Raw genomic sequence first — 14780 nt, forward strand, 5'->3', positions numbered from 1 at the left:
GCCTCGCGACCGCCTCGGCATTCCCCGCCGTTGCGCGGGCGGCCGACCTGAAGGGTCCCGCCATCACTGCGATAATTTCGACTGCAGGAAGTCGCGCACCGGCGCCGGCTCGACATCCTTCGCGATCACCGCGCGTCCCACCGCCTCCAAGAGGATGAAGGTGAGCTTGCCGCGCTTGACCTTCTTGTCCTGCGCCATCAACGCCATCAGCGCGTCGGCATCGGCGAGGCCTTCCTGCGCAAAGCCCGCGATGTCCTGCAGGCGGGTCGGCAGGCCGGCCTCGATCAGATGGCGCTCGACGCGCGCGGCGTCCTGCTCGCCGATCATGCCGAGCTTCGCCGAGAACTGCGCCGCCAGCGTCATGCCGATCGCGACGCCCTCGCCGTGGAACAGGCGGTCGGAGAAGCCGGTCGCCGCTTCCAGCGCGTGACCGAAGGTGTGGCCGAGATTGAGCAGCGCGCGCTCGCCGGTCTCGCGCTCGTCGCGCGAGACCACGCCGGCCTTGGCGCGGCAGGAGGTCGCGATCGCGTGCTCGCGCGCGGAGCCGCCCTTGACGATGTCGGCATGGTTCTTCTCCAGCCAGGCGAAGAAGGCCTCGTCGCCGAGCACGCCGTATTTGGCGACCTCGGCATAGCCGGCGCGGAACTGGCGCGGCGACAGCGTGTCGAGCACGGCGGTGTCGGCGATCACCAGCACCGGTTGGTGGAACGCGCCCAGCAGGTTCTTGCCCTGCGGCGAGTTGATGCCGGTCTTGCCGCCGACGGAGGAATCGACCTGCGCGAGAAGCGAGGTCGGCACCTGCACGAAATCGACGCCGCGGCGCAGGATCGCCGCGGCAAAGCCGGTGAGATCGCCGACCACGCCGCCGCCGAGCGCGATGACGAGATCGTTGCGCTCGATCTTGGCGGCGATCAGGGCTTCGCTGACCTTCTCCAGGCCGGCATAGGTCTTGGAGATCTCGCCTTCCTCGACCACGATGCGCGAGGTCGGGATGCCGCTCGCCGCGAGCGAGGCCTCGGCGGGTTCGAGCCAGTGCTTGGCCACGTTGCGATCGGTCACAACAGCGGTGCGCACGCCCGGACGCAAACGCGCGACGCGTTCGCCCAGCGAGGCCAGCACGCCGCGGCCGATGACGATGTCGTAGGCGCGGTTCTCCAGCGCGACCTCGACCTTGACGGGATCTGAATGTTTCAACGGCGCAGTCATCTCAGCGCACTCGCTACGTCGGCAGATGGGGAAGCGGCCTGTTCGCCGCAAAGATGGGCGCGCAGCGCCTCGATGCATTCCTCGACGATTCTGTCGTGCGGCACGTCGCGCGAGGCGATGGTGAGGTCGGCATGGCCATAGACCGGCTCGCGCTCGGTGAGCAGGCGCGTCACGGTTCCTTCGGGATCGGCGGTCTGCAGCAGCGGGCGGTCGGCGCGTCGGCGCACGCGGCGCATGATGACGTCGTGGTCCGCCTTGAGCCAGATCGACACCGCCTTTGCCGCGATGCGCTTGCGCGTCTCCTCGCGCATGAAGGCGCCGCCGCCGGTCGCCAGCACCACCGGCCCGCCGTCGAGCAGCCGCGCGATCACCCGCGCCTCGCCGTCACGGAAATAGGCCTCGCCATGGCGCTCGAAGATCTCCGGGATGGTCATTTGCGCCGACGTCTCGATCTCGGTGTCGGCATCGACGAAGGGCAGCTTGAGCCTGAGCGCCATGCGACGGCCGATGGTGGATTTGCCCACTCCCATCATACCGACGAGCACGATCGAGCGCGATCCCAGCGCCGACAGGATGTCGGCTTCGGGCGAAGCTGGTATCGGCAACGCGGCGTCGGACATGTCTCGCTCGATTGGATCCCGCTCGATCTGCCGCAAATGGCGGCGCGCTTCGGCCACCTATACGACCCCGGAAGGGGCCTCGCCAGAGGACTCTTGCCACGAAACGGCGAACATGTTGGATGATTTCATTGGTTAATTTGGCCGCCCAAGACCTACTTCCAAGACCTTCTCCCGAGACCTTGCCCCGATGCCCAGCCTGTTCCGCTTCCTGACGGTCGTCGCCGTGCTCGCCGGCATCGTCTATGGCGTGGTCTTCGCACTGGCCAACTTCGTCACGCCCAAGTCGCGGGAAATGACGGTGACTATCCCGCCGGATAAATTTCTCAAGAAATAGGAGCTAGCCTGACGGGCATGCGCAACTCGCCCTCAGACGCCAGGCTCACCGGCCTGTTCCTCGACATGCTCGCGGCGGAACAGGGCGCCGGGCCCAATACGCTCGACGCCTATCGCCGCGACCTCACCGATTTCTCGGAGTTTCTCGGCCGCGTCGGCCGCCGCTTTGCGGACGCTGAGACGCAGACGCTGCGCGACTATCTCGCCGATCTCGACAGCCGCGGCTTCAAATCCACCAGCGTGGCACGGCGGCTGTCGGCGCTGCGGCACCTTTATCGCTTCCTGCTCAACGAGCGCATCCGAACTGAGGATCCTGCCGCGATCCTGTCAGGTCCCAAGCGCGGCCGAAGCCTGCCGAAAGTGCTGTCGATCTCGGACGTCGACCGCATGCTTCGCCGCGCCAAGGAATTGAGCGAGGCGGAGGATGCCTCGCCGGCGAAGCGGCTGCGGAGCTTGCGGCTCTATTGCCTGCTCGAAGTGCTCTACGCCACGGGCCTGCGCGTCTCCGAGCTGGTGGCGCTGCCGCGCTCGGCGGCCAAGCGCGATGCGCGCATGATCGTGGTGCGCGGCAAGGGCAACAAGGAACGCCTGGTGCCGCTCAACGAGGCCTCGCGGCAGGCGATGGCGGATTATCTCGCTGCGACCGACGCCGCCAAAGCCGACACCAAAGCCGACAAGAAGAACGGCCTTACCGCCTCGAAATGGCTGTTCCCCTCGTTCGGCGAGAGCGGACACCTGACGCGGCAGCATTTCGCCCGCGACCTCAAGGAGCTCGCGGTCGCCTCGGGCCTACAGGCCCGGCTGGTGTCCCCGCACGTACTGCGCCATGCCTTTGCCAGCCACCTCCTGCACAATGGTGCGGACTTGCGCATCGTGCAGACCCTGCTCGGCCACACCGATATTTCCACCACCCAGATCTACACCCATGTGGTCGAGGAGCGGCTGAAGAGCTTGGTGCGCGACCTGCACCCGCTGGCGGAGAAGTGAGGCGTGGGACGTGCGCTCCCTCTCCCGCTTGCGGGAGAGGGCTGGGGAGAGGGTGTCTCCGCGACAATCCCCTAGAGGAGAGAACCCTCACCCGGCGCTACGCGCCGACCTCTCCCGCAAGCGGGAGAGGTGGAGGAAACCGCCTTGACTTCGGCCACATCTCCGCAGAAAGAGCCGTGGCCTCTCGCTTGATTTGGCTGCCTGCCCGGAGTGCACAAGCCAAGCCATTGAAGACGCTGCACTTCTTCCCACGGCCCCGACCTCGCTTCGCCTCGTAGCCCCGTCCCCCTATATTGAGTTGATGCAAGACCAGATGCGCAGCTATCTCGACTTCGAAAAGCCGGTCGCCGAACTCGATTCCAAGCTCGACGAGCTCAGGACGCTGGCGGCCTCCGGCACGGATATCGCTGACGAGATCGGGCGGATCGAGGACAAGGCGGCGCAGGCGCTGGCCGACCTCTATCAGAACCTGACGCCGTGGCAGAAGACGCTGGTGGCGCGGCATCCGCAGCGGCCGCATTTCAACGACTTCATCAAGGGCCTGATCACCGAATTCACCCCGCTCGCCGGCGACCGCAAGTTCGGCGAGGACGAGGCGCTGGTCGCCGGCTTCGGCCGCTTCCGCGGCGAGCCGATCTGCGTGATGGGCCAGGAGAAGGGCGATTCCACCGAGAGCCGCATCCGGCACAATTTCGGCATGGCGCGGCCCGAAGGTTATCGCAAATGCGTGCGGCTGATGGAGATGGCCGAGCGGTTCGGCCTGCCGGTGCTGTCGCTGGCCGATTCCGCCGGCGCCTATCCCGGCATCGGCGCCGAGGAGCGCGGCCAGGCCGAGGCGATCGCCCGCTCGACCGACGCCTGCCTGGCGCTGACCGTGCCGAACGTCGCGATCATCACCGGCGAGGGCATGTCGGGCGGCGCCATCGCCATCACCACCGCCAACAGGGTCCTGATGCTGGAGCACGCGATCTACAGCGTGATCTCGCCGGAAGCGGCGTCCTCGATCCTCTGGCGCGATGGCACCAAGGCGCAGGAAGCCGCCAACAACATGAAGATCACCGCCCAGGACATGCTCCGCTTCGGGGTGATCGACCAGATCCTGAAGGAGCCGGTCGGCGGCGCCCACCGCGATCCCGCCGCCATGATCGCCACCACGGGTGAGGCCATCGCAAAAGCCTTCGACGAGCTGCGCGGCCTCGACGGCGACGCCATCCGCAAGCAGCGGCGGCAGAAATTCCTCGATATCGGCCGGAAACTGGGCTGATTCGGCTCGATTCTGATGCCGTAGGGTGGGCAAAGCCGCGAAGCGCCGTGCCCACGATCTCTTCCTGATCGAGAAAGATGGTGGGCACGCTTCCGCTTTGCCCACCCTACGAAACTAGCTCACCCGCGCCAGGGACCCCGCGTCATGGGCCCCGGCTCAGCAGCGCACCGCCTAGGGGCGCTGCGCTGCGTCCGGGGCACGAGACCTCCCGGGCGCCCCCGGTAACCCCGCATTAACCCTTTTTTTGCCCAAATCGGCGATCTCTGTGGTGGTCTGGCCGCGTGGTCCAAGTTCCGGCCCAGTTTAAGTCTCTGTTGACCACACCTTTGGGCCAACGCCCTCGTGATCCCTGCTCGGGTTGCGACCACATGACCCAGAGGTTAGAATTTTAATCAATGGCTTCAGGGCACAAGCGCTGGGGCGTGAGCTGAAAAAACCCGTCTCTGACGGGTCCGGTTCGCCGGTCGGATCATGCGCCAAACGAATTGGGGTTCGCGCATCAATGCCCGGCACGGTGTGGGGTCCATCTTGATTTCTCGTTCGCTTGCTCGCGCGCTCTTGGCTTCGGTTGCGCTGATGACGGCCGGCGGTCTGCTGGCCGGCTGCAACACCGACCAGGTCTCGCTCGCGACCAATGCCAAGGCCAATCAGCCGGTGCCGCCGAAGCTGATCGCCGCGATGGCCGAGAAGGACATGGATCTGCAATCGCCGATCCTGGTGCGCCTGTTCAAGCAGGAGGCCGAGCTCGAGATCTGGAAGCAGACCCGCTCCGGCCAGTTCGCACTGCTCAAGACCTATCCGATCTGCCGCTGGTCGGGCGACCTCGGCCCCAAGGTGCGCGAAGGCGACCGCCAGGCGCCGGAAGGATTCTACTCGATCAATCCGAGCCAGATGAATCCGCAATCGGCCTATTACCTCTCCTTCAACACCGGCTATCCGAACGCGTTCGACAAGGCGCTGGGCCGCACCGGCTCGCAGCTGATGGTGCACGGCGACTGCTCTTCGCGCGGCTGTTACGCCATGACCGACGAGCAGATCGCGGAGATCTATTCGCTGGGCCGCGAATCCTTCTTCGGCGGCCAGAAGGCGTTCCAGCTGCAGGCCTATCCGTTCAGGATGACGCCGGTGAACATGGCCCGGCACCGCAACAATCCGAACATGCCGTTCTGGAAGATGATCAAGGAAGGCTATGATCATTTCGAGGTGACGCGGCAGGAGCCGAAGGTCGATTTCTGCGAGAAGAAGTACGTCTTCGACGCGGCGAAGCCGGCGGACGCCAAGCGCGATCCGGTGTTCGACGCCTCGGCGAAATGCCCGGCCTATGTCATCCCCGAGGACATCGTCGCCGCGGTGCGGGGCAAGCAGGCCAAGGACGAGGCCGAATACGCCAGGCTGGTCGCCAAGGGCACGCCGGTGGCGCGCATGAACACCGGCATCGACGGCGGCATGAACAAGGTGTTCGCCGCCAAGATTCCGGAAGGCTCGACCGGCCTGTCCGAGGGCGCCGAAGGCACCACGCTGCAGATGCTGGCGATGGCCAAGGCGCCCGGCACGATCCCCAGCCACGTCAATCCGCCGAAGCCGAACCTCGACGCGGTGGCGTCCGCGCCGGCGCCGCAGGAGGAGCCGGTGGTCGCGGTGCCCGCGAGCACCCGCATTGCCTCGGCCGCCCCGACGACTGAAAAGCCTCAAGAGAAATCCGGCGGCTTCTTCTCGAACCTCGGCCGCAAGATGGGCATCGGCTCATCCGACACCACGGCGACCACACCGCCGCCGCAAGCCACCGCATCCGTCGCCCCGGCCGCCACGACCACGACACCCCCGACCGCGGCGTCGCGGCTGAAAGCCGCCGTGAGCCGGTTCGTGCCGGGCAGCGACAAGAAGGATGCCGCGAAGGACGCGCCGAAGCCGGCCGTCGCCGCAAAGCCCGCCGAGCCGGCCAAGCCCGACACGCGCCTCGCCCAGACGCGGCCGGCGCTGAAGCCGTCGGTAAGCGACGGCGCGGGTGAAGCCACGCAGATCATGGGCGCCGCGCCGATAGTGTCATCGAACTCCTTCGACAGCCGGTTCTCGGCGGTGAAGTAGGCGGGCGATCTGCTTTCGTTTCGGCGCTTCTTCACTCCACAGTGTCAGCTCGGCCGTACCCCCTTTCGAGGCTCGCGGCGCGATCATCGCGCTGCTCGCGACTTCGGGATGACGGGACTTGAATAAGTTGCCCGCGCTATGGACTCGCGAATTTTTCCCAGACGGTCGGCCGGTTGGGAAGCTTACCGTTGACGGCATCCGCCGTTTGGAAAATAGGCTTCGCTGGCGTCGCTTGGGCACCATTTAGCACAGCCCCTTCCATTTCCGAGATGCTGAGTGCTGTAGCTCGGCTCGCAGGCCATCAAATACTGTTAGCCATTGCTGATACGACGGTTGTTCTCGTGCCGAGCCATTCCACTGCATAAGCCGCCGGCGACTGTGGCCAGCGTCCCCGCATGTCGCTGCGCTCATGTGGGCTACAGCAGCGCCTTCTACGGCGCCAGATACCGCATCAGTTCCGGATTGCCCCGCACCTGCCCCGCCTCGCCTTGCAGCGCGACGCGGCCGCGGTCGAGCACGTAGGCGTAGTCGGCGACGCGGAGCGCCAAATCGAGATGCTGCTCGACGATGATGACCGCGATCTCCTTGGCGAGCTCGATCAGGCGCTCGGTGATCTCCTCGATCACGCCGATCCAGACGCCTTCGGTCGGCTCGTCCAGCAGCAGCAGCTTGGGATCGCCGAGCATGGCGCGGCCGATCGCGAGCATCTTGCGCTCGCCGCCGGAGAGCGTGCCGGCGGGTTGGTCGAGCCGCTGGCCGAGCTTCGGGAAGATCGTCAACACGCGGTCGACCGCCGAAGCATCCTTCTTCGCGAGCGAGCCGACCGCGAGATTGTCGCGCACCGACAGGCGGGCGAACACCGAATGCTCCTGCGGCACGTAGCCGATGCCGGCGCGAACGCGCTCCTGGGTGGCTCTGCGGCTGATGTCGCGGCCGTCGAAGGCGACCTCGCCCTTCCACGCCGGCAGCTCGCCGACGATGGTCTTCATTAGCGTGGTCTTGCCGGCGCCGTTGCGCCCGAGCACGGCGACGCCGCCGCGCCAGGGAATGCCGAGCGTGACGTCGAACAGGACCTGGCTGCGGCCATAGCCGGCGTCGAGATGCTTGATGTCCAAAAATTCAGGCACGGCGCAGATAGATCTCCTGGACGGCTTTGTTGGCCTGGATCTCGGACACGGTGCCCGAGGCCAGCACCCTGCCCTGGTCGAGCACGGTGAGACGATCGCAGATGTCGCGGATGAAATCGAGGTCGTGCTCGACGATGACGAGGGAGCAATGCTGCTTGATCGGCTGCAGCAGCTCGCCGGTGACGCGGCGCTCCTCCAGGCTCATGCCGCCGGTGGGCTCGTCGAGCAAAAGAAGTTTCGGCTTGCCGGCGAGTGCCATCGCGATCTCCAGCCATTGCTGCTGGCCGTGCGACAGCGCGGCCGCGGCCTCGAAGGCGCGGTCGGCCAGGCGAAACTGCGTCAGCATGGTCATGACCTGGTCGTGCAGCGCGCCCCTGGTGCGCGACAACACGAGGTCGAACAGCGAGGACTGCGCCTGCAACGCGAGCAGGATGTTGTCGTACAGCGTCAGCGACGGCAGCACGGATGTGATCTGGAACTTGAGGCTCATGCCGGCGCGTGCGCGCTCGGTCGGCGTGAACGCGGTGATGTCGGTGTTGACGAAGGAGACCTTGCCTTGCGTCGGCACCTCGGCGCCGGCGATGCACTTCATCAGCGTGCTCTTGCCGGAGCCGTTGGGTCCGATCAGGCCGTGGAACTCGTTCTCGCCGACGGTCAGCGCCGCGTCGTCGAGCGCGGTGAGCTTGCCGAAGACCTTCTTGATGCCGGCGGCTTCAAGGAGCATCGCGCGTCTCCTTGGGTCTCGCACCGAAGCTGCCGACCCGTTCGCGCTCGCCAAGGAGGAAGCTGATCAGGCCGAGCGGGCGGAACAGGATCACGAGCAGCAGCAGCAAGCCCAGAATGATCGGCCAGATGTCGCGGTAATTGTCCGACAGCCAGAAGCTGACGCCCTCGACGATCACGGCACCGATCACGGCGCCGATCAGCGTGCCGGAGCCGCCGAACAGCACGTAGAGCACCACTTGCGTCGAGACCACGACGCCGACCATGTTGGGCCAGACGAAACCTTCGTGGAAGGCATAGAGGCTGCCGGCGAGGCCCGCGACGGCGCCGCCGATGGTGAAGATGATCGCCTTGAGGTGCTGCACCTTGTAGCCGAAGAAGGCGATGCGCTGCTCGTTCTCGCGCAGGCCCGCCAGCGCGAGGCCGAATTGCGAGCGCACCAGGAAGCGGCAGAGCAGGTAGACGGCGACGAGAATGCCGAGCACCAGATAATAGAACGCCGGACCTTCGGTGAAATCGTAGCTGCCCAGCGACATCGGCGCGATCGAGGGGATGCCGTTCTGGCCGCCGAGATAGTACCAGCCGCGCGCCAAGCGATCGGCGGCGTAGGAGCCGGTCAGCGTGCCGAGCGAGACGAAGATCACGCTGGAGGGATGCCGTCCCAACAGCAGGAAGCCGCCGAGCAGCAGCGCGAAGGCGAGGCCGATCAGCGTGCCCGCCGGCAGCACCAGGAAGATATTGGTGACGTTGAGGTCGCGCGCGAGCAGTGCGACGCCATACCCGGCCGAGCCGAAGAACAGCGCCTGGCCGAAGCTCATGATGCCGGCATAGCCCCAGACCAGGTCGAACGACAGCGCGAACAGCGCCAGGATGATCACGCGCGTCGCGAACACGGTGAGATAGTCCTGCAGCACCAGCGGCGCGAGCGCCGCCGCGACCAGCACGACGGCCTCGACGATCGGCAGGATCTTCCGTCCCGCCCTGACGCGGTCCTTGGCCTGTCCCGCCGCTGCGCCCTCAGCCATCGCACCGCCCGCTTCGTCGCCCATGTCGGTGGCGATGGCTTCTCTTACCACACTCATCGGCTTCAGCATTCCACGTTAAGCATTGAGAGGTCAGTCCGCGTTGGTTCACCTCTCCCCAGCGGGGACAGGTCGGATTGCGCCTGGCGATGCGAAGCATCGTCCGGAGCAATCCGGGTGAGGGGCCGCGACATCGAGTGAGACCTGATCCCCTCACCCGGATCGCATCTTGCGATGCGATCCGACCTCTCCCTCCGGGAGAGGTGAAGATCAGCATTCCTTGGGATCGACGAGGCCGGCGCTGCGGGCGACGATCTCGTAATTCCCGCCTTTGGCGACCGCGGTGTACATCTTCATCTTGCAGTGCCGTTTGCCGGGGACCATCTCGGCAGGCCCGCCCGGACCTTCGGCGATCTTGGCATGGTCGAGCGCGGCGGCAACGGACTCGCGGTCGATCTTGCCGGCTTCCTTGACCGCGGCTTCCCACAGCTTGAGGCCGCGATAGGTGCCGGTCGCGGCACTGCCGGCCGCGAACAGGAAGTTGCCGGGGAAATCCTTCTCGTACGCCGCCTGGATTTTTGCGTCGAACGGGTTCTCCTTGGTGAGCACCTTGAAATAGTCGAGACAGCTGGCGAGGCCCTCGATCTCGGCGGCCTGATTGATGTTGAGCGTGTTCTCGTCGTAGTAGACGCAGGCGAGACGCCCGCCGTTCTTGAGGAAGCCGGCTTCATAGAGCTGCTTGAAGAACGGGCCGACGCCGGGCGGGATCACGGTGTTGAAGACGACGTCGACCTTGTTGGAGACGATGCGGTTGACGGTCGCGGAGAAGTCGACCTGGTCGAGCGGGTAATATTCCTCGAACACGACCTCGCCGCCGTTCGCCTCGATCACCTTGCGAGCGTAGACGTTGAGCGTGTGCGGCCAGACATAGTTGGCGCTGGGCAGCGCGAACTTCTTGCCGCCGTTCTTGATCAGCCAGGGGATGAACTCGTCGCATTGCTGCGCCGGCGTCGGCCCGGTGCAGAACAAATAGGGCGTGCACTCCTTGCCCTCGTAGAGCTGCGGATAGATGTAGAGCGTCTTGCCGCGCGCCACGATCGGATCCTTGATCGCGTTGCGCATCGAGGAGGTGATGCCGCCGAGCACCATGTCGACCTTGTCACGCTGGATCAGTTTTCGCACGTTACCCACCGCAACCGACTCGTTCGACGCGGTGTCCTCGATATAGAGCTCGAGCGGACGGCCGAGCAGGCCGCCGGCGGCGTTGATCTCCTTGATCACCATCTTGGCGACGTTGGCGTCGGCGTTGCCGGCATAGGCGATCGGGCCGGTGAGGTCGGTGGCGATGCCGACCTTGATCGGGGCCTCGGCCGCATTGGCCCAGGGCGCCGGGATCACCCAGCTTCCGACCCCGGTTGCGACCGCGCCGGACGCGAAGGCGAAGTTGGAGAGGAAGCGACGGCGTGAGAGCTGCGTGCGATCGAACATGTGATTAAACCCCTTTTCCAGCGATGAGGCCCTGCGGGCGGAATTTGATGAAGACAATGGCGAGCACGAAGACGAGCACGTCGGCGACGACGGGCGCCATGATCCATGGCAGCGCGGCACTGAGCGTGCCGATGACGCCGGCACCCGCGACCGGCCCGATGAAGGAGCCGACCCCGCCGACCATGACCGCGACAAAACCCTGGATCAGGAAGCGCAGGCCGAGATCGGCATAGAGGCTGAACACCGGGACGATCAGCGCGCCGGCGAGCCCCGCAAGGGCGGAGCCGAATGCGAAGGTGGCGCCGTACATCAGCGGCGTGGAGATGCCCGAGGCCCGCGCCAGCGAGGGATTTTCCAGCGTGGCGCGCATGCGCAGGCCGAAGCTGGTGCGCGACAGCAGCAGGTAGCAGCCCGCCATCACCAGGAGCGTGATGACGATGATGGTGAAGCGCCAGGCCGAGATGTGCATGGCGCCGATGTCGATCGAGCCGCCGATCGGCTCGGGCACGGTGAGGTAGAAGCCGCCGATCAGCCCGCGCACGGATTCGCGGATGATCAGGCCGAGCGCATAGGTGCCGAGCATGGCGACGATCGGCGCGGCATAGAAGCGGCGGATGATCAGCGCCTCCAGCGCGAAGCCGAGCGCGCCGACCACGAAGGGCGCCGCGACCATGCCGGCCCAGATCGGCATGCCCTTGGCGTAGGCGAGATAGGTGATGTAGGCGCCGAGCAGGACGAACTCGCCCTGCGCGAAATTGAAGATGCCCATCATGCTGGCGATGATCCCGAGCCCCAGCACGATCAGGACGATGATCGCGCCGAAGCTCAGGATCTCGAACGCTGCGACGAACGCGTTAGCCATGCGTGGCGTTTCCGGCGACCTGCATCGATGCTCCGCTCACATCTTCTTCCAGTCGCCGATCTGCTCGAAGGCATGGGCGGCGCGATAGATAGTGGACTCCTCGAACATGCGGCCGACCAGCATCAGGCCGACCGGCAGGCCGTCGATCATGCCGCAGGGCAGCGACATCGCGGGATGATGGGTGATGTCGAACGGCGCGGTGTTGGAGATCATCTCCAGCGCGCGGGCGACATATTCCTCGCGGCTGGCATTGGGCTCCGGCAGCTTGGTCGCCTTCATCGGCGTGGTGGGCATCAAGAGCAGATCGTAGTCCTTGAAGGCCTTGTCGTAGGCGGCGGTCAGCCGGCGCGAGATGTTGAGCGCCTTGCCGTAGAAGCGCGGACCGAAATTGTTGTTGATGTAGGTGCCGAGCATCATGAACAGCTTCGTGGTCTCGGACAGCGAATCCGCCTGCCGGCGCCAGCCGCGATGGAAATCCATCAGCGAGGTCGAATAGAGATCGCCGCGGGACAGGCCGTAGCCGTCGCCGAACATCATGGTCTGGGTCAGGCCTTCGGTCCCGATCGGGGTCCAGATCGCGCCACCCAACAAGTGCATCGGGATCGAGACGGTCTCGACGGTGGCGCCGAGGTCCTTGAAGCGCTTGGCGGCCTCGCGCACGCTTTCATTCACGGCGGCTTCTGCGACCGGCTGCTCAAAGCCTTCCTTGACGATGCCGATCTTCATGCCCTTGACGCCCTGGCCGAGCGCCTTGGTGTATTCCTCGACCTTGGGCGCCTTGATGCGCGGATCGTAGCCGTCGTCGCCGGCGAGCACCTCGAGCAACAGCGCATTGTCGGCGACGGTCGCCGTCATCGGGCCGGTATGGTCGACATAGATCTCGATCGGCATGATGCCGGTGTAAGGGACGAGGCCCCAGGTCGGCTTCATGCCGTAGGTGCCGCAGAACGAGGACGGCATGCGGATCGAGCCGCCCTGATCGCCGCCGATCGCCATGTCGACCTCGCCGAGCGCGACCACGACACCCGAGCCCGAGGACGAGCCGCCGGCGGAGTAGCCCATCTTGTGTGGATTGTGCACCGCTCCGTAGGAGTTGGTGTGGCTGCCGCCGGACAGGCAGAAGTGCTCGCAATGCACCTTGCCCTTGATCTCCGCGCCAGCATCCAGCATGCGCGTGACGATGGTGGCGTCGAAATCGGGCACGAAACCTTCCAGCGTCGAAGAGCCGTTGGTCATGGGCACGCCGGCCAGCATGATGTTGTCCTTCAGCGCCACGGTCTTGCCCTTGAGCTTGCCGCTGGCGGCGCCTTTCACGGTCGACTTGCGGTACCAGGCATTGCGCGGGTTCTCTTCGGCCGAGGGGCGATAGCCTGGGGTGCGCGGATATTTCACCTCCGGCAGCTCGTCCGGCATCGTGGCAACGAGATTGTAGGCTTCGATCGAACCCTGCATCAGGCCGCGAAACGAGGCGACGTCGTCATCGGTGAGCGAAAGGCCGCACTGCTCGGCGACACTGCGGAGCTGGGCTGGCGTGGGAAGGGCAACTGTCACGGCGCTCTCCTTGAGGCTTCTTGATCCCTGGCACTGGACGGAAGCCGCTCGCTCGCACCTTGCAGAGCGCGGGCCAATCGGCTTCACTCCGTTACTAGAGACGGAAATATTTTCCTTTTCAAGTATTATTTCGCGACACCGCTGCGGCGCGTCGGCAGGGGCCGCTCAGAGCGTCTTGAGGATCCTGAAGTCGAGGCCGTCGGCCTCGGCGAGATACATCGGCATCTCGGCGCGGCCGTCGCGCAGCGTCACGGGACCGCGGCCGGCCGTATAGACGGTGTTGCGCGCGGCCTTGAGCAGCGGACGAAAGGCCAGCGAGCCTGCGCGATGGGCCACCGATTCCAGGAAGCGCAACCCCTCATAGTTCGACTGGCCGACGGAGCCGACCGGCGGCGCGTTGGCCCCGAACATGGCCTGGTAACCGCTGAGGAACTCGTCGTTGGCGTGCGAGGCCATGCAGTTGAAATAGCCGGACGCACAGAACAGATTCTCGGTGTTGTCGGCGCCGATGCCGAGCAGCACAGTCTCGTCCATCGCGCCCGCGAGCCGCAGCGTCGACGTCGCGAGGCCCGCCTCCGCGAAGGCGCGATTGAAGGTGATGCTGTCGGTGCCGATCAGCGAGATCAGCACGACGTCGGGCCTTGCCGCACGGATGCGCGCCAGATGCGGCTCGTGATAGTCCTCGCCGACCGGCACGAACTCCTCGCCGACCACCTGGCCGCCCGCCTCCTTGATGTAGCGCTTCACCGCGCGATGCGATTGCCAGGGCCAGACGTAGTCGCTGCCGATCAGGTACCAGCGTGCCGCCTTCTTGACGTCGGCGAGCCAGTGGATGGAGGGCCGGCTCTGCCAGCGCGGCGTCTCCCCGATCGCCATCACGCCCGGCGTGCGCTCGCCGCCTTCGTAGACCGGGGTGTAGATGTAAGGGATGCGGTTGCCGGTGACCTTGCGGAGCGCGACGCGAACGGCACTGATGTGCGAGCCCATGATCAGGTCGACCTCGTCGAAGGCGATCGCCTGCTCGGCGCGGCGCACCACCTCCTCGATCGGACCGCCGGAATCGTAGATCGACAGCTCGAGCTCGCGGCCCAGAATGCCGCCGCGCTTGTTGATCTCGGCGACCGCCAGCATCGCGCTGTTGGTGGAGGTCGGACCCCAGATCCCGGGCGAGCCGGTGAAGGTGAGGAAATTGCCGATGCGCAGCTTGTTGCGCGCGCCGCGGCGCCTCATGACGTCGGCGTCATATGGCGACAGGTCGAAATCCGCCGCCGAAGACGACAAATTCCTGAACAGCAAGAACGGCGGCAACGCCGAGCCGCCGTGAGCCGGGAAGTTCACCGTCGCGCGCACGCCAACTCCTGTCTGAGACCAGACCTGAAAGCACATTCTTCGAGCGGCCGCGGCATCCGCCCCTTTGTTGGGCAATGATCCTATTTTGAAAATATTGAATATTCAAGAATTGAAGTGCATATAGATGCAGCATGGATTGCAAGACATTCACTCATTTGGGTC

13 protein-coding genes are annotated in these 14780 nt (G+C 65.6%); 4 read left to right on the forward strand and 9 right to left on the reverse strand.

The window, feature by feature from the left end:
* Positions 1–63: 63 nt before the first annotated feature.
* Together aroB and WI560_RS30465 are read right to left on the reverse strand one after the other, a co-directional pair.
* Positions 64–1206, reverse strand: a complete 1143-nt coding sequence (gene aroB, locus WI560_RS30460; RefSeq protein WP_375306122.1) for a 3-dehydroquinate synthase — start codon at positions 1204–1206, stop codon at positions 64–66.
* Positions 1203–1826, reverse strand: coding sequence for a shikimate kinase (locus tag WI560_RS30465; protein ID WP_375306123.1), 624 nt, complete (start codon positions 1824–1826; stop codon positions 1203–1205). The genes aroB and WI560_RS30465 overlap by 4 nt, the downstream gene beginning before the upstream one ends.
* A gap of 187 nt (positions 1827–2013) precedes the next feature.
* Here WI560_RS30465 and WI560_RS30470 point away from each other — a divergent pair, with 187 nt between their 5' ends.
* The 4 genes from WI560_RS30470 (at position 2014) to WI560_RS30485 (ending at position 6495) form a co-directional block, all read left to right on the forward strand.
* The gene (locus WI560_RS30470) at positions 2014–2160 is read left to right on the forward strand and encodes a histidine kinase (RefSeq protein ID WP_257178713.1); all 147 of its coding nucleotides are present in this window, start codon (positions 2014–2016) and stop codon (positions 2158–2160) included.
* 17 nt (positions 2161–2177) lie between these two features.
* Positions 2178–3146, forward strand: coding sequence for a site-specific tyrosine recombinase XerD (xerD, locus tag WI560_RS30475; protein WP_375306124.1), 969 nt, complete (start codon positions 2178–2180; stop codon positions 3144–3146).
* A 301-nt stretch (positions 3147–3447) separates the two neighbouring features.
* Positions 3448–4410 (forward strand): acetyl-CoA carboxylase carboxyltransferase subunit alpha, encoded by a 963-nt coding sequence (locus tag WI560_RS30480; protein WP_135166795.1) that lies wholly within the window; start codon positions 3448–3450, stop codon positions 4408–4410.
* Positions 4411–4986: 576 nt separating this feature from the next.
* Entirely contained in the window at positions 4987–6495 is a 1509-nt protein-coding gene (locus WI560_RS30485) for a L,D-transpeptidase family protein (protein WP_375306125.1), read from the forward strand.
* 431 nt (positions 6496–6926) lie between these two features.
* Here WI560_RS30485 and WI560_RS30490 read toward each other — a convergent pair whose 3' ends face one another.
* The 7 genes from WI560_RS30490 to WI560_RS30520 form a co-directional block, all read right to left on the reverse strand.
* On the reverse strand, positions 6927–7622 hold the full coding sequence (locus WI560_RS30490; RefSeq protein ID WP_257178719.1) for an ABC transporter ATP-binding protein: 696 nt from the start codon (positions 7620–7622) through the stop codon (positions 6927–6929).
* Positions 7615–8346, reverse strand: coding sequence for an ABC transporter ATP-binding protein (locus tag WI560_RS30495; protein WP_375306126.1), 732 nt, complete (start codon positions 8344–8346; stop codon positions 7615–7617). Before WI560_RS30495 ends, WI560_RS30490 begins: the two co-directional genes overlap by 8 nt.
* On the reverse strand, positions 8336–9439 hold the full coding sequence (locus WI560_RS30500; protein ID WP_375306127.1) for a branched-chain amino acid ABC transporter permease: 1104 nt from the start codon (positions 9437–9439) through the stop codon (positions 8336–8338). Before WI560_RS30500 ends, WI560_RS30495 begins: the two co-directional genes overlap by 11 nt.
* A 198-nt stretch (positions 9440–9637) precedes the next feature.
* Complete coding sequence (locus WI560_RS30505; protein ID WP_375306128.1) at positions 9638–10855, reverse strand: substrate-binding protein; 1218 nt, start codon at positions 10853–10855, stop codon at positions 9638–9640.
* A 4-nt stretch (positions 10856–10859) separates the two neighbouring features.
* Positions 10860–11717, reverse strand: a complete 858-nt coding sequence (locus WI560_RS30510; protein WP_135171376.1) for a branched-chain amino acid ABC transporter permease — start codon at positions 11715–11717, stop codon at positions 10860–10862.
* A 36-nt stretch (positions 11718–11753) separates the two neighbouring features.
* Entirely contained in the window at positions 11754–13268 is a 1515-nt protein-coding gene (locus WI560_RS30515) for an amidase (protein ID WP_375306129.1), read from the reverse strand.
* 165 nt (positions 13269–13433) lie between these two features.
* Complete coding sequence (locus tag WI560_RS30520; RefSeq protein ID WP_375306130.1) at positions 13434–14618, reverse strand: substrate-binding domain-containing protein; 1185 nt, start codon at positions 14616–14618, stop codon at positions 13434–13436.
* Positions 14619–14780: the final 162 nt, after the last annotated feature.

The organism is Bradyrhizobium sp. A11, assembly GCF_042077125.1.
Classification (GTDB): Bacteria; Pseudomonadota; Alphaproteobacteria; order Rhizobiales; family Xanthobacteraceae; genus Bradyrhizobium; species Bradyrhizobium japonicum_B.

What these genes read in the sequence shown, in the direction of transcription:
- WI560_RS30495 (WP_375306126.1), bottom strand. Translation starts at nt 8,346, where the DNA reads ATGCTCCTTGAAGCCGCCGGCATCAAGAAGGTCTTCGGCAAGCTCACC.
- WI560_RS30470 (WP_257178713.1), top strand. Translation starts at nt 2,014, where the DNA reads ATGCCCAGCCTGTTCCGCTTCCTGACGGTCGTCGCCGTGCTCGCCGGC.
- WI560_RS30505 (WP_375306128.1), bottom strand. Translation starts at nt 10,855, where the DNA reads ATGTTCGATCGCACGCAGCTCTCACGCCGTCGCTTCCTCTCCAACTTC.
- WI560_RS30510 (WP_135171376.1), bottom strand. Translation starts at nt 11,717, where the DNA reads ATGGCTAACGCGTTCGTCGCAGCGTTCGAGATCCTGAGCTTCGGCGCG.
- xerD (WP_375306124.1), top strand. Translation starts at nt 2,178, where the DNA reads ATGCGCAACTCGCCCTCAGACGCCAGGCTCACCGGCCTGTTCCTCGAC.
- aroB (WP_375306122.1), bottom strand. Translation starts at nt 1,206, where the DNA reads ATGACTGCGCCGTTGAAACATTCAGATCCCGTCAAGGTCGAGGTCGCG.
- WI560_RS30485 (WP_375306125.1), top strand. Translation starts at nt 4,987, where the DNA reads ATGACGGCCGGCGGTCTGCTGGCCGGCTGCAACACCGACCAGGTCTCG.
- WI560_RS30465 (WP_375306123.1), bottom strand. Translation starts at nt 1,826, where the DNA reads ATGTCCGACGCCGCGTTGCCGATACCAGCTTCGCCCGAAGCCGACATC.
- WI560_RS30480 (WP_135166795.1), top strand. Translation starts at nt 3,448, where the DNA reads ATGCAAGACCAGATGCGCAGCTATCTCGACTTCGAAAAGCCGGTCGCC.
- WI560_RS30500 (WP_375306127.1), bottom strand. Translation starts at nt 9,439, where the DNA reads ATGCTGAAGCCGATGAGTGTGGTAAGAGAAGCCATCGCCACCGACATG.